Source organism: Streptomyces sp. NPDC004732 (assembly GCF_040609235.1).
Taxonomy (GTDB): Bacteria; Actinomycetota; Actinomycetes; order Streptomycetales; family Streptomycetaceae; genus Streptomyces.
Map to the genome: position 1 here is coordinate 246,492 of NZ_JBEXJR010000008.1, position 14,547 is coordinate 261,038.

12 protein-coding genes and 1 pseudogene are annotated in these 14,547 nt (G+C 69.8%); 7 read left to right on the forward strand and 6 right to left on the reverse strand.

Annotation, left to right across the window (positions count from 1 at the left end):
- Positions 1 to 28: 28 nt before the first annotated feature.
- Together ABZV77_RS24960 and aspS are read right to left on the reverse strand one after the other, a co-directional pair.
- A complete protein-coding gene (locus ABZV77_RS24960) occupies positions 29 to 523 on the reverse strand; it encodes a SigE family RNA polymerase sigma factor (RefSeq protein WP_356260851.1) in 495 nt (164 codons plus the stop codon).
- Between the two features lie 134 nt (positions 524 to 657).
- Positions 658 to 2,421 carry an aspartate--tRNA ligase gene (gene aspS / locus ABZV77_RS24965; protein ID WP_356260854.1) on the reverse strand — a complete coding sequence of 588 codons (1,764 nt, stop codon included), beginning with the start codon at positions 2,419 to 2,421 and terminating at the stop codon, positions 658 to 660.
- Between the two features lie 203 nt (positions 2,422 to 2,624).
- Between aspS and ABZV77_RS24970 the strand changes: the two are divergent.
- Positions 2,625 to 4,778: pseudogene (locus ABZV77_RS24970) on the forward strand (SpoIIE family protein phosphatase); the annotation flags it as partial.
- Here the strand turns inward: ABZV77_RS24970 and ABZV77_RS24975 are convergent.
- From ABZV77_RS24975 to ABZV77_RS24985, 3 genes are all read right to left on the reverse strand, one after another.
- Positions 4,772 to 5,935, reverse strand: a complete 1,164-nt coding sequence (locus ABZV77_RS24975; RefSeq protein WP_356260857.1) for an AI-2E family transporter — start codon at positions 5,933 to 5,935, stop codon at positions 4,772 to 4,774. The pseudogene ABZV77_RS24970 and the gene ABZV77_RS24975 sit on opposite strands and share 7 nt — an antisense overlap.
- Positions 5,936 to 6,004: 69 nt before the next feature.
- Positions 6,005 to 6,961, reverse strand: coding sequence for a pirin family protein (locus ABZV77_RS24980; protein ID WP_356260860.1), 957 nt, complete (start codon positions 6,959 to 6,961; stop codon positions 6,005 to 6,007).
- 280 nt (positions 6,962 to 7,241) lie between these two features.
- A complete protein-coding gene (locus tag ABZV77_RS24985) occupies positions 7,242 to 7,733 on the reverse strand; it encodes an SseB family protein (protein ID WP_055563227.1) in 492 nt (163 codons plus the stop codon).
- Between the two features lie 119 nt (positions 7,734 to 7,852).
- On the opposite strand from ABZV77_RS24985, the gene ABZV77_RS24990 reads away from it, so the two are divergent.
- The 5 genes from ABZV77_RS24990 to ABZV77_RS25010 all read left to right on the forward strand — a co-directional run bounded on the left by ABZV77_RS24990 (position 7,853) and on the right by ABZV77_RS25010 (position 12,603).
- Positions 7,853 to 9,679 (forward strand): acyl-CoA dehydrogenase, encoded by a 1,827-nt coding sequence (locus tag ABZV77_RS24990; RefSeq protein ID WP_356260863.1) that lies wholly within the window; start codon positions 7,853 to 7,855, stop codon positions 9,677 to 9,679.
- Between the two features lie 119 nt (positions 9,680 to 9,798).
- On the forward strand, positions 9,799 to 10,422 hold the full coding sequence (locus tag ABZV77_RS24995) for a Uma2 family endonuclease (protein WP_356260866.1): 624 nt from the start codon (positions 9,799 to 9,801) through the stop codon (positions 10,420 to 10,422).
- A gap of 43 nt (positions 10,423 to 10,465) precedes the next feature.
- Positions 10,466 to 11,764 (forward strand): M18 family aminopeptidase, encoded by a 1,299-nt coding sequence (locus ABZV77_RS25000; RefSeq protein WP_356260869.1) that lies wholly within the window; start codon positions 10,466 to 10,468, stop codon positions 11,762 to 11,764.
- A gap of 77 nt (positions 11,765 to 11,841) precedes the next feature.
- Positions 11,842 to 12,069 (forward strand): DUF6458 family protein, encoded by a 228-nt coding sequence (locus ABZV77_RS25005; protein ID WP_356260872.1) that lies wholly within the window; start codon positions 11,842 to 11,844, stop codon positions 12,067 to 12,069.
- A gap of 39 nt (positions 12,070 to 12,108) precedes the next feature.
- Positions 12,109 to 12,603, forward strand: coding sequence for an LURP-one-related family protein (locus tag ABZV77_RS25010; protein WP_356260875.1), 495 nt, complete (start codon positions 12,109 to 12,111; stop codon positions 12,601 to 12,603).
- A gap of 161 nt (positions 12,604 to 12,764) precedes the next feature.
- On the opposite strand, the gene ABZV77_RS25015 is transcribed toward ABZV77_RS25010, so the two are convergent.
- Positions 12,765 to 13,580, reverse strand: coding sequence for a carbon-nitrogen family hydrolase (locus tag ABZV77_RS25015; protein WP_356260878.1), 816 nt, complete (start codon positions 13,578 to 13,580; stop codon positions 12,765 to 12,767).
- 135 nt (positions 13,581 to 13,715) lie between these two features.
- Here ABZV77_RS25015 and ABZV77_RS25020 point away from each other — a divergent pair, with 135 nt between their 5' ends.
- On the forward strand, positions 13,716 to 14,540 hold the full coding sequence (locus ABZV77_RS25020; RefSeq protein WP_356260881.1) for a maleylpyruvate isomerase family mycothiol-dependent enzyme: 825 nt from the start codon (positions 13,716 to 13,718) through the stop codon (positions 14,538 to 14,540).
- The last annotated feature ends 7 nt before the right edge of the window (positions 14,541 to 14,547 follow it).

Consider the following 14,547-nt stretch of genomic DNA (forward strand, 5'->3'; position numbering starts at 1 on the left):
GGCAGCGTCATCAGTGTCGTGCCGCCCGTCAGTCACAGCGGCCCCCCACCGCGGCCGGAAGCACCTCGCGCAGCGTGCGCAGGGCCTTCGCGGCCTGGCTCTTGACCGTGCCCGGCGCGCAGCCGAGGATGCCCGCGGTCTCCGCCACGCTCAGATCCTCGAAGTACCGCAGCACCACCACGGCCCGCTGCCGCGCCGGGAGCGCCCGCACCGCGACCGCGAGGGACTGCTCCAGGTCCACGCCCTCGTACGTGTCGAAGGACCCCGGACGCTCCGGGAGTTCGCCGTGCGGGACCTCGCCCCGCCAGTGCCGCCGCCACCAGGAGGTGTGCGTGGTGACGAGCACCTTCCTGACGTACGCCTCCGGGTGTTCGCCCGCGATCCTGTGCCACTTGGGCCAGACCTTGGCCAGTGCCGTCTGGAGCAGGTCCTCGGCGAGATGCGCGTCGCCCGTCAGCAGCCAGGCCACGCGCAGCAGCCGGGGTCCCGCGGCGGCGACGAACTCCTCGAAGTCGCCCCGCATCGCTCCCCCACCGTCGTTCCGTTCGGTCTCCCACAACCCTGGAACGCGGTGGCGCGGCGATCGGGTTGCCCCGGAACGGAAGAAGGGCCCCGGAACCGAACGGTTCCGGGGCCCTTCTCAGGCCGTGGCGGCTACTACTGCGCCGCGGGCTTGCGCAGCGAGATGTTCAGCTCGCGCAGACGCGACTCGTCCAGCTCCGTCGGCGCGCCCATCATCAGGTCCTGCGCGTTGCCGTTGAGCGGGAAGGAGATCGTCTCGCGGATGTTCGGCTCGTCGGCGAGGAGCATCACGATGCGGTCGACGCCCGGGGCGATGCCACCGTGCGGCGGGGCGCCGAGGCGGAAGGCCTTCAGCATGCCCTTGAACTCGTGCTCGACGGTCTCCGCGTCGTAACCCGCGATCTCGAAGGCCTTCAGCATGACGTCGGGCTCGTGGTTGCGGATCGCGCCGGAGGAGAGCTCGATGCCGTTGCAGACGATGTCGTACTGCCAGGCCAGGATGTCCAGCGGGTCCTTCTCCTCCAGGTCCTTCATGCCGCCCTGGGGCATCGAGAAGGGGTTGTGGGAGAAGTCGATCTTCCCGGTGTCCTCGTCCTTCTCGTACATCGGGAAGTCGACGATCCAGCAGAAGCGGAAGACGCCCTCTTCGAAGTGCCCGGCGCGCTTGGCGGCCTCGACGCGCACGGCCGACATGATCTTGGAGACCTCGTCGAACTCGCCCGCGCCGAAGAACACGGCGTGACCGGCTTCGAGGCCGAGGCGCTTGGTGAGCTCCTCGACGTTCGCCTCGGTCAAGAACTTGGCGATCGGGCCCGTCAGCGAACCGTCCTCGGCGACACGCACCCAGGCCAGGCCCTTCGCGCCCTGCTCGACCGCGTAGTCACCGAGGCCGTCGAAGAACTTGCGCGACTGCGACGCCGTGTCCGGCACCGGCAGGGCACGCACGTGCTTGCCCGCGAACGCCTTGAACTCGGAGCCCTCGAAGATGTCCGTGATGTCGGTCAGTTCGAGCTTGGCGCGCAGATCGGGCTTGTCGTTGCCGTACTTCAGCATCGACTCGCGGAACGGGATGCGCGGGAACGGCGAGGTGACCTCGCGGCCGCCGCCGAACTCCGTGAAGAGCTCGGTCATCAGCTTCTCGATGGGGCGGAAGACGTCTTCCTGCTCCACGAAGCTCATCTCGACGTCGAGCTGGTAGAACTCGCCGGGCGAGCGGTCCGCGCGGGCGTCCTCGTCGCGGAAGCAGGGCGCGATCTGGAAGTAGCGGTCGAAGCCCGAGATCATCAGCAGCTGCTTGAACTGCTGCGGCGCCTGCGGGAGCGCGTAGAACTTGCCGGGGTTCAGCCGGGACGGGACCACGAAGTCACGCGCGCCCTCGGGGGAGGTCGCGGTGAGGATCGGCGTCGCCATCTCGTTGAAGCCGAGGGCCACCATCTTCGAACGGATCGAGGCGATCACCGCGCTGCGCAGCATGATGTTGCGGTGCATGCGCTCGCGGCGCAGGTCCAGGAAGCGGTACTCCAGGCGGCGCTCCTCGTTCACGCCGTCCTCGGCGTTGATCGTGAAGGGCAGCGGGCCCGCCGCGCCGAGCACCTCGACCTCGGAGGCCTCGATCTCGACCTCGCCGGTGGGCAGCTCCGGGTTCACGTTGTCCGTGCCGCGCGAGACGACCTTGCCGTCGACGCGGACGACCGTCTCCTTGGACAGCTTGTCCAGGACCTCGGCGGCCTTGGTGCCCGGGCGGGCCACCAGCTGCGTGATGCCGTAGTGATCGCGGAGATCGATGAACAGAATGCCGCCCAGGTCTCGGCGATTGTGCAGCCAGCCGCTCAGCCGGACGTCGGTGCCGACGTCAGAGGCGCGGAGCTCGCCGCAGGTGTGGGACCTGTACCGGTGCATCGTCGTTCATCCAGCCTTCGGGATCGGGGTCGAGCGGGACAGCAGTGCAGCACGTGTGCTGGCGACCTGCTAGATAGATGTCTCACAAGGCTACCGTCCGGTCGAAGATCGGTTTCCGGATATCCGTCGGAGCCACCCGCCGGAGGGCCCGGAACGACGGGGCTCGGTGGCGGCTCGCCTGTACATCTTCCTAAAGTGGGTCAATGCGCACCGACGATCCCCTGCTACAGGCAGGGGACGACTCCCTGCCTCCCGTACGGGACGTCCTGGCCGCCATCGCGACCGGGCTGTGGCGCTGGGACAACACATCCGGGACCGTCACGCTCGACGCCGAGGCGGCCCGGCTCCTCGGTCTGCCCGCCCGCGCCCAGACCCTGACCGAGGCCGGGGTGCGCTCCCGTTTTCACCCGGTCGACTGGAACGAGATCTACGGAACCGTCCAGCTCGCCGTCGCCGAGGGCACCCTCGCGGAGGCCCGGCTGCGGATCATGGACGAGACGGGGCGGCGGGTCCTGCGCATCGTGCGCAGCCGCTCCAAGCCCGTGCTGCACGGGACGACCGAGGCGTACGAGCTGATCGGCACCCTGCAAGAGGTCACGGACCCCACGCCCGGGTCCGCCGCCCGCACCCCGGTCACCGGCGACTGGCGCCGCTCCCGCGAGGCGTTCCTGCTGGACGCGGGGCGGGCGCTCGCCGAGGCGCGGTCCACGGAGGAGGTCCTCAGGGTCGCCGGAGGGCTCTCCATGCCGGGGTTCTCGCCGGACGGCCTCGCGGTCTTCGGGGTGGAGGGCGAGCGGCTGACGATCATCGGGCACCACGGCCACCAGCCCGGCGACGACGGCCCCTTCTCCGCGATGCCCCTGGACACCGACTATCCGGCCGCGGAGGTGGTGCGCACCGGCCGGGCCGTCTATCTGTCCACGCCGGAGGACTACCGCAGGCGCTATCCCGCCTCCTGGCCGCTGGCCAGCCGCTTCGAGCGGCAGTCGTGGGCGTTCCTGCCGCTGACGGTCGCGGGGCGCACGATGGGCACGTGGATGGCCGCCTTCACGTATCCGGTCTCGTTCACGCCCGACGAGCGCTCCGTCCTGACGACGGTGGCGCGGATGCTGGCGCAGGCCCTCTCGCGGGCCGGGGTCGCGGAGTCCGAGCGGGAGCTGACGGAGGGCCTGCAGCGCTCGATGCTGCCGATGCTCGGGCCGCAGATCCCCGGGATGAGCGTGGCCGCCCGCTATGTGCCGACCGGCGGCGGTCTGCAGGTCGGCGGCGACTGGTACGACATGATTCCGCTGCCCAGCGGCCGCATCGCCTTCGTCATCGGCGACGTGCAGGGGCACGACGTGCGGGCCGCGGGCCTGATGGGCCAGCTGCGGATCGCCCTGCGCGCGTACGCCTCCGAAGGGCACCGCCCCGACGCGGTCCTGTCCCGCGCCACCCGCTTCCTCTCCGGGATCACCGAGTCCATCACCTACGGGTCGAGCGGCACGGGCCCCGACGAGGCCATCGAGTACGACCCGCGCTTCGCGACCTGCCTGTACGTGGAGGCCGACCCGGCGACCGGCGTCCTGGAGATGGCCCGCGCGGGCCACCCTGAGCCCGCGATAAGGATGGCCGACGGAACGGTCCTGCTGCGGCCCACCGCGGGCGGCCTGCCGCTCGGCATCGACCCGGACGCCGACTACCCCACGACCCGGCTCGTCCTGGAGGCCGGGGAGACCATGCTGATCTGCACCGACGGCCTCATCGAGACCGGCGGCCACGACCTGGACAGCGGCTGGGCGCGGATCAGGACGACGTTGGAGGAGTACGCGGGCGAGGGCGAGCCCGACAGCCTGGAGCAGCTCGCCGACGCGCTCGTGCAGGCCGTGCACGGGCCCTCCTCGCACCACACCACGGGCCCGCTCGCGGACCGCCGCGAGGACGACATAGCGGTGCTGCTGCTGAGCAGGACGGGCCGCTCCGAGCAGCACGCGGACGCCCGCCGCACGGTCCTGACCGTCGCCCAGGCCGAGCCGGAGCGCATCGCGGGGGCCCGCAGCCACCTGCGGGACCTGCTGCACGACTGGGCGGACGACGACCAGGTCGACTCGGCGGTCCTGATGGTCTCCGAGATGCTCACGAACGTCCTCGTGCACACGGACGGCGACGCCCTGATGGTCGCCGAGGTGACCGGCGAGCCCGGGGCGCGGCGGCTGCGGGCCGAGGTCGCCGACGGCAGCGACGACCTGCCGCACCGGCGCCACCCGGGCGAGCTCGCCTCGTCGGGGCGCGGCCTGGTCCTGATGGAGCTGCTCGCCGGGGCGTGGGGCGTGGATCCGCGCGGCGACGGCAAGAGCATCTGGTTCGAGCTCTACGAGGACGCGGGGTCGCCCGGGGCCGGTGGGGCCGCGGTCGTGGACGTGGTCGTGGACGTGGACGACCTGCCGGATCTGCCCGATGTACCGGATGTACCGGATGTACCGGATGTACCAGACGTGCCTGACGTGCCCGCGTAGCGCGACCGCAGCTCCGAGACGATGCCGAACGCGGCCGCCGTCAGCGGCACCGCGAGCAGCATCCCGAGGATTCCGGCGACCGAGGCCCCCGCGGTGATTGCCAGCATCACCACCGCCGGGTGCATCTGCACGGTCCTGCTCTGGATCATGGGCTGGAGGATGTGGCCTTCGAGGACCTGCACGGCGAGGACCACGCCGAGCGCCCAGAGCGCGATGGCGAAGCCCCGGTCCGCGAGGGCGACCAGGATGGCGACCGCGCCGGACAGGAACGCGCCGAGGTAGGGGATGTAGGCGCCGACGAAGACCAGGGCGCCCAGGCCCCAGGCGCCGGGGACGCCGAGGATCAGCAGGCCGACGGTGATGCACAGGGCGTCGATGAACGCGATGATCGTGGTCCCGCGCATGAAGCCCTCGATGGCCTCGAAGGCGCGGCGGGCCATGGCCTCGATGGAGTCGGCGCTGTCGCCGGGGGCGAGCTGGCGCAGGGTGCCCATGGCGCGCTCGGAGTCGCGCAGGAAGAAGAAGACGAGCAGCAGGGCGAGGACGGCCATCGCCATCATCTCGCCGACGGTGCTGAGGCCGCTGATCACTCCGGACGCGGCGGTTCCGCCGAACTTGCCGAAGAGTTCCTTGGCGTTGGACGCCATGTCGTCGAGCGAGGTCCCGGCCGCCCCGAAGTACTTCGACAGGTCCTCGGCGGACTGCTTGAGCGAGGCGATGATCTGGTCGCCGCTGTCGATCAGCGCATTGACCACGATGTACGTGGCACCGCCGACGACGGCGACGACCGCCGCACAGGTGAGGCCCGCCGCCAGGGAGCGCTGCACCTTCATCCTGAGCAGGCGCCGGTACAGCGGTCCGAGGAGCGCGGTGCCGAGGAGCGCGAGGAGGACCGGGGTCACCGCTGTCTTGAAGGTGACGCAGAGCCAGACCCCCACGGCGGCCACGCCGGTGACGAGGAGGGCGACGACGCACCAGGCGGCGACGCGGCGCGCGGGCTCGGGCAGGAGAGTGCTCACCCCTCCTACCCGAACACGGGGGCAGGCTCCCCGCACGTTATGTACGGCTGCCTGCCGACCCCGTACCGCCTACATGCCGTGCACGGCGGGGACCGTGCCGAGCAGGCCCTTCTGGAAGTCCTCGAAGGCCTGCTGCAGCTCGGCCTGACTGTTCATCACGAACGGGCCGTAGTGCGCCATCGGCTCCCGGATCGGCTGCCCGCCGAGCAGCACGATCTCCAGGTCGGGGGCGTGCGCGTCCTGCCGCTCGTCCGCCCGGACGGTCAGCGAGGACCCGGCGCCGAAGACCGCGGTCTGCCCCATGTGCACGGGGCGCCGCTCGGTGCCGACGCTGCCGCGTCCGGCGAGGACGTACGCGAGGCCGTTGAAGTCCTCGCGCCAGGGCAGCGTCACCTCGGCGCCGGGCCGCACGGTCGCGTGGATCATCGTGATCGGCGTGTGCGTGATGCCGGGGCCCTCGTGCCCGTCCAGCTCACCGGCGATGACGCGGAGCAGCGCGCCGCCGTCGGGGGTGGAGAGCAGCTGGACCTGGCCGCCGCGGATGTCCTGGTAGCGGGGGTCCATCATCTTGTCCTTGGCGGGCAGGTTCACCCACAGCTGGAGGCCGTGGAAGAGGCCGCCGGACATGACGAGGGACTCGGGCGGCGCCTCGATGTGCAGCAGGCCGCTGCCCGCCGTCATCCACTGGGTGTCGCCGTTCCTGATGGTGCCGCCGCCACCGTTGGAGTCCTGGTGGACGAAGGTGCCGTCGATCAGGTACGTGACCGTCTCGAAGCCACGGTGGGGGTGCCAGGGGGTGCCCTTCGGCTCGCCCGCCTCGTACTCCACCTCGCCCATCTGATCCATCATGATGAACGGGTCGAGGTGCTTGTAATTGATTCCCGCGAAGGCCCGGCGCACCGGGAAGCCCTCGCCCTCGAATCCGCTCGGCGCCGTGGTCACGGCGAGCACGGGGCGCGGCGTCGCATCGGCCTGCGCCACCACTCGGGGCAGGGTCAGCGGGTTCTCGACAGTCACTGCAGGCATGGTCGGTACCTCCTGTGCACTCACTTTAGTTGAACGTAGAACTTCCTGCCACCTGGAACGAGTGAAGCCCGGAGGGAATTCCCTCCGGGCTCCATGAGCGGCCAGAAACGATCTACGAACTACAAGCGACACCCCCAGGGGCACCCCTGGGGGTGTCGCTTGGGGGCGCGGGGAACTGCGCGACCAGCCACAACGGCCCCGCAGCCGAAGACCGCACCGGCCCCGCAAGGCCGAAGGCCGAGCAGCAGAGCACCGCCAAAGGCCCAGGGGCCAGAAAGGATCAGCCGTACATACGACGCATCGCGAAGTCGACCATCTGCTCCACGGCCTTCGCGTCGAAGACCATGCGGTGCTCGCCCTCCATGTCCAGGACGAAGCCGTACCCCGTCGGGAGCAGGTCGATGACCTCCGCGCCGGTGATCACGAAGTACTTGGAGTCCTTGCCCGCGTACCGGCGCAGCTCCTTGAGGGAGGTGAACATCGGGATCACGGGCTGCTGGGTGTTGTGCAGCGCGAGGAAGCCGGGGTTGTCACCGCGCGGGCAGTAGACCTTCGACGTGGCGAAGGCCTGCTGGAAGTCCTCGGCGGACATCGACCCCGTCGTGAAGGCGCGCACCGCGTCCGCGAGGGACGGCGGCGAGGGCTCGGGATAGAGCGGAGGCTGCTGGCCGTAGCCACCGCCGGGCATGCCCTGCATCTGCTGCGGCGGCGGCTGCGCGCCCGGCGGGGCGTACTGCTGCTGGGCGCCGGGATTCTGGTCGTAGCCGTACATGCGCGTAAGCGTACTGAGTCACAGATGGGCGGTTAGGGGTTGCTTCTTATTACCGACGGGTAGCATCATCATGACTACTTGCTGGTACTCATCCCTTTTCTGCTTACGGAGCCTTCGCCATGGGCCACTACAAGTCGAATCTCCGCGACATCGAGTTCAACCTCTTCGAGGTGCTCGGCCGCGACAAGCTGTACGGCACCGGCCCGTTCGCGGAGATGGACGTCGACACCGCCAAGAGCATCCTCGACGAGCTGCGCCGCCTCGCGGAGAACGAGCTCGCCGAGTCGTACGAGGACGCGGACCGCAACCCGCCGGTCTTCGACCCCGCCACCAACACCGCCCCGGTGCCCGCGACGTTCAAGAAGAGCTACCAGGCCTTCATGGACTCCGAGTACTGGCGCCTCGGCCTGCCCGAGGAGATCGGCGGCACGACCTCCCCGCGCTCCCTGATCTGGGGTTACGCGGAGCTGCTGCTCGGCGCGAACCCGGCCGTGTGGATGTACTCCTCCGGTCCCGCGTTCGCGGGCATCCTCTTCGAGGAGGGCAACGAGGCGCAGAAGAAGGTCGCCGCGATCGCCGTCGAGAAGCAGTGGGGCTCGACGATGGTCCTGACCGAGCCGGACGCCGGTTCGGACGTGGGCGCGGGCCGCACCAAGGCCGTGCAGCAGGAGGACGGCTCCTGGCACATCGAGGGCGTGAAGCGCTTCATCACGTCCGGCGAGCACGACATGTCGGAGAACATCCTCCACTACGTCCTCGCCCGCCCCGAGGGCCACGGCCCCGGCACCAAGGGCCTCTCGCTCTTCCTCGTCCCGAAGTACGAGTTCGACTGGGAGACCGGCGAGCTGGGCGAGCGCAACGGCGCGTACGCCACGAACGTCGAGCACAAGATGGGCCTCAAGGCCTCCAACACCTGCGAGATGACGTTCGGCGACCAGCACCCCGCCAAGGGCTGGCTGATCGGCGACAAGCACGACGGCATCCGCCAGATGTTCCGCATCATCGAGTTCGCCCGCATGATGGTCGGCACGAAGGCCATCGCGGCGCTCTCGACGGGCTACCTGAACGCGCTGGAGTACGCCAAGGAGCGCGTCCAGGGCCCCGACCTGGCCCAGTTCATGGACAAGGCCGCGCCGAAGGTGACGATCACCCACCACCCCGACGTGCGCCGCTCCCTGATGACGCAGAAGGCGTACGCGGAGGGCATGCGCGCCCTGGTCCTGCACACCGCGGCCGTCCAGGACGACATCCAGGTCAAGGAGGCCGCGGGCGAGGACGCGTCGCAGCTGCACGCCCTCAACGACCTGCTCCTGCCCATCGTGAAGGGCTACGGCTCGGAGAAGTCGTACGAGCAGCTGGCGCAGTCGCTCCAGACGTTCGGCGGCTCGGGGTACCTCCAGGAGTACCCGATCGAGCAGTACATCCGGGACGCCAAGATCGACACCCTCTACGAGGGCACCACCGCGATCCAGGGCCAGGACTACTTCTTCCGGAAGATCGTCCGCAACCAGGGCGCCGCGCTGAACGGCCTCGCCGAGGAGATCAAGAAGTTCCTCGCGGTCGGCACGGGCGGCGAGCAGCTGGCCGGCGCCCGCGAGGAGCTGGCCAAGGCCGCGGTCGAGCTGGAGGCCATCGTCGGCGTCATGCTGACCGACCTCGCGGCCACCGAGCAGGACGTGAAGGCCATCTACAAGGTGGGCCTGAACACCACGCGCCTCCTGATGGCGTCGGGCGACGTGGTCGTCGGCTACCTCCTCCTCCGCGGTGCCGCGGTCGCCGCCGAAAAGCTGGAGACCGCCTCCGCGAAGGACGTGGCCTTCTACCAGGGCAAGATCGCCGCAGCGAAGTTCTTCGCCACGAACGTCCTCCCGGCCGTCGGCCACGAGCGCAAGCTCGCCGAGGGCGTCGAGCTGGACCTGATGGAGCTGGACGAGGCGGCGTTCTAGTCCGCGGATCCGCACGGGCTTCTTTCGCACGTCAGCGCGATGCCGCCACCTGATTCTTTCGGGTGGCGGCATTGTCGTATGCCCTGGGTACGCTGACGGAACGGCCGAGAATCCCGTCCATGGGAGGAACCATGACCGCTGAGCCCCGCACCGACGCGCTCCACGCGCTCCAGTCCGACGGCTCGGCATGGCCGATGCCGCCGCAGGACGGCTACACCACGGACGACTTCTTCAGCCTCGACCTCCCGCCGCACACAGAACTGATCGACGGGAGCCTGGTTTTCGTGAGTCCGCAGCGAAAGTTCCATACGCTGGCGATTGATCTCTTGGTGAACGGCGTACGGACGGCCCTCCCCGAGCATCTACGCGTCCGCCGCGAAATGGCCGTCGTCCTCGGCCGCAAGCAGGCACCTGAGCCCGACCTCGTGGTCGTGACCGCGGAAGCCGACGCCGACGACTGCCAGACCCGCTATCAGGCCGAAGACGTTCTGCTCGCCGTCGAAGTCGTCTCGCCCGACTCCGAGGACCGCGACCAGGACACCAAGCCCCGCAAGTACGCGGCAGCGGGCATCCGGCACTACTGGCTGGTCCGGATGGACGAGAACAAGCGGCCCGCCGTCCACACCTACGAACTCGACCCGCACACCGGCACCTACGCACCCACGGGCATCCACCACGACCGCCTGAAGCTCGCCGTGCCGTTTACGATCGACCTCGACCTCACCGAGTACCACCGCCTCTGAGGACCCCCGCCACCCGGACAGCCGCCGCATTAGGCTGGCTGGCATGCGCACACCCTCCGGCCCCTTCGACCGCGGCCACACCGAAGACCTCATGACCTTCCTCGCGGCGAGCCCCTCGCCGTACCACGCCGTGGCGAGCGCCGCCGAGCGGCTGGAGAAGGCCGGGTTCCGGCAGGTCGAGGAGACCGACTCCTGGGACGGCACGACCGGCGGCAAGTACGTGCTGCGCGGCGGCGCCATCATCGCCTGGTACGTCCCGGAGGGCGCGTCCGCGCACACCCCCTTCCGCATCGTCGGCGCCCACACCGACTCCCCCAACCTGCGCGTGAAGCCGCAGCCCGACGCGGGCTCCCACGGCTGGCGGCAGGTCGCCGTCGAGATCTACGGCGGGCCGCTGCTCAACTCCTGGCTCGACCGCGACCTCGGCCTCGCCGGACGCCTCACGCTGCGCGACGGCACCACGCGGCTCGTGAACATCGACCGGCCGCTGCTGCGCGTGCCCCAACTGGCCATCCACATGGACCGGTCCGTGCACACCGACGGGCTCAAGCTCGACAAGCAGAAGCACATGCAGCCCATCTGGGGGCTCGGCAACGACGTCCACGAGGGCGACCTCATCGGCTTCCTGGAGGACGAGACCGGGCTCGCCGAGGGCGACGTCACCGGCTGGGACCTCATGACGTACGCCATCGAGGCACCGGCCTTCCTCGGCCGCGACCGCGAACTGGTCGCGGGCCCCCGCATGGACAACCTGCTGTCCGTGCACTCCGCGACGGCGGCCCTCGCGGCCGTCTCCGCCCAGGAGAACCTCGCGTACATCCCCGTGCTCGCCGCCTTCGACCACGAGGAGAACGGCTCGCAGTCCGACACCGGCGCCGACGGCCCGCTGCTCGGCAGCGTCCTGGAGCGGTCCGTGTTCGCGCGCGGGGGTTCGTACGAGGACAAGGCGCGGGCGTTCGCGGGGACCGTCTGTCTCTCCAGCGACACCGGTCACGCCGTGCACCCCAACTACGCGGAGCGGCACGACCCGACGCACCACCCGCGCGCCAACGGCGGGCCGATCCTCAAGGTCAACGTGAACAACCGTTACGCCACCGACGGTTCGGGCCGCGCGGTGTTCGCCGCCGCGTGCGAGAAGGCGGGCGTCCCCTTCCAGTCGTTCGTCTCCAACAACGCGATGCCGTGCGGCACGACGATCGGCCCGATCACCGCGGCGCGGCACGGCATCAAGACCGTCGACATCGGCGTCGCGATCCTGTCCATGCACAGCGTGCGCGAGCTGTGCGGCGCCGACGACCCGCACATGCTGGCCAACGCGCTGGTGGCGTTCCTGGAGGGCTGAGGTCCGCATACCTGTGTGGGTACGGAGCCTCCGGGTACTCGGAGGCTTCGTAGCCACTACGCAGGGAGGCGGTCCTCATGGGCCTCGGCGGATGCATACTTCTGATCGCCGTGGGTGCCATCCTCACGTTCGCGACCGACTGGGAGATGGAGGGGCTCAACCTCACCGTCGCCGGAGTCATCATGATGGCCGTGGGGCTCATCGGTGTCGCCGTCTTCACCAGCATCGCCAAACGCCGTCGGATGGCCCCGCCGGTCGCGCAGACCACGGTCGTCGAGCCGGAACAGCAGCGCCGCGGCTACTGACGGTGTCCGAAGTGCGGCGCTTCGGGGTAGTCATGCGCCATGAGACTTCTCGTACGCGACCGCATGCTCGGCATCGGTGACGACTACTGGATCGAGGACGACCAGGGCCGCAAGGTCTTCCTCGTCGACGGCAAGGCCATGCGCCTGCGCGACACCTTCGAGCTGAAGGACATGCAGGGCAGGGTCCTCATCGACATCCACGCCAAGATGCTCGCCCTGCGCGACACGATGGTCATCGAGCGGGAGGGCGAGCCGCTCGCCAAGGTGAAGCGCAAACGCCTGTCGCTGCTGCGCAACCACTACCGCGTCACGCTGGTCGACGGCACCGAGCTGGACGTCAGCGGCAAGATCCTCGACCGCGAGTTCGCCATCGAGTACGACGGCGAGCTGCTGGCCGACATCTCGCGCCGCTGGTTCCACGTGCGCGAGACGTACGGCCTGCAGATCACGCGCGAGGACGCCGACCCCGCGCTCCTCCTCGCCGTCGCGGTCTGCGTGATCCGGCTGGCGGAGAAGGAGCGGGAGGAGGACTGATCCAGGCCCGCCCCCGAGGACGCGGCGAAGCCCCGTTCAAGCAATCGCAGCGAAGCCGCGTTCAAGCGATCGCGGCGGAGCCGCGTTTTAGGGGCGCGGGGAACTGCGCGACCAGCCACCACGAACCCGCAGCCGCGAACCCGGCAGGAAAAACCCCGCCGCTAGGCGCCCCTGGCACCCCGTGGCGGGGCCTGCCCGAGAAGCCGGTCCTTCAGGGCCGGGAACTGCTCCCGCGTGGCCGCGACCTTCCCGGGATCGAGGTCGACCGTGAGGACCTCCTCACCGTCACCCGCCTCCGCGAGCACCTCGCCCCAAGGGTCGACCACGACACTGTGCCCGGCCTGCGGAACCCCCGCGTGCGAACCGCCGGTGCCGCACGCAAGCACGTACACCTGGTCCTCGACGGCCCGCGCCCGCGCGAACAGGAGCCAGTGCTCCCGGCGCCGCGCGGGCCACCCCGCGGGCACCACGAACATCTCGGCGCCCGCGTCGACGAGCCCCCGGAAGAGCTCGGGGAAGCGCAGGTCGTAGCAGGTCGCGAGGCCGAGCGTGGTGTCCGGCGTACGCACCGTCGCCAGCTCGGAACCGGCCGCCATCATCACGGCCTCGCCCTTGTCGAAGCCGAAGCGGTGGATCTTCCGGTAGGCGGCGACGAGCTCACCGGCCGGGGAGAAGACGAGCGAAGTGTTGTAGAGCGGCCCATCTGGGTCTCGCTCAGGGATCGAGCCCGCGTGCAGCCAGACGCCCGCCTCGCTCGCGGCCTTCGACATGGCCTCGTACGTCGGGCCCTCCAAGGGCTCCGCCTCGGCCGCGAAGGACTCGTACGCGAAGGCGCCCGTCGTCCACAGTTCGGGGAGAACGACCAGATCCGATCCGTCCCGCGCACTCACTTCACCTACCAGTGAAGCAACCCGCGACCGACGGGAATTGACCGGTTCGTCCTCGTCTACGGCGATCTGGATGAGGGAGGCGCGCACACTACCACCGTCCTGGCATTCGAGCCGTCAACACGGGCCTACGATCGTCACACGAAAGCACTGCCGGGGTGCCTGCGGGCAGCGTAACTTAACGTCTCAGACACCCACCGCCCGCGCACAACCGCAAGGGGTCCCGTGAGTCTCCATCCCAGCCTGCAAACCTACGCCGATGCCTGGACACATTCCGTCGAAGCGATATCCGAGCTGGTGTCGCCGCTCGCCGAGGGGGAGTGGAACTGGGCCACCCCCTGCCCCGGCTGGTCGGTGCGCGACATCATCTCCCATGTCATAGGCCTGGACTGCGAGATGCTGGGCGATCCCCGCCCGATCCACACCCTGCCCCGCGATCTGTACCACGTGCAGAACGAGAGCCAGCGGTACATGGAGATGCAGGTCGACGTGCGGCGCCACCACACCGCGCCGGAGATGACCTCCGAGCTGGAGTACACGATCATCCGCCGCTCCCGGCAGCTGCGGAACGAGTCGCGGGAACCCTCCACCAAGATCCGCGGCCCCCTCGGCTCCGAGCAGACCCTCGAACTGGCCATGCGGCTGCGGGCCTTCGACGTGTGGGTGCACGAGCAGGACCTCCGCACGACGCTGCGCAAGCCCGGCCACCTCGACTCCCCCGGAGCCTACGTCACCCGGGACCTGCTCCTCCAGGGCCTCCCGAAGGTCGTCGGCGAGAAGGCGGGCGCCCCCGCCAACTCGGCGGTCGTCTTCGACGTGAGCGGTCCCGTCGAGTTCCTGCGCACGGTCCGGATCGACGGCGACGGCAGGGGCACCGTGGACAACGCGCCCTCGCTGGGCCCGCTCGCCACCCTCGGCCTCGACTGGGAGACGTACTTCAAGCTCGCCTGCGGCCGCGTGACGTACGCGTCCGTGGCGGACCGCGTCAAGATCGAGGGCGACCACGACCTGGCGGACGCGATCCTGCGGGACTTCGCGGTGACTCCCTGACCCCGCG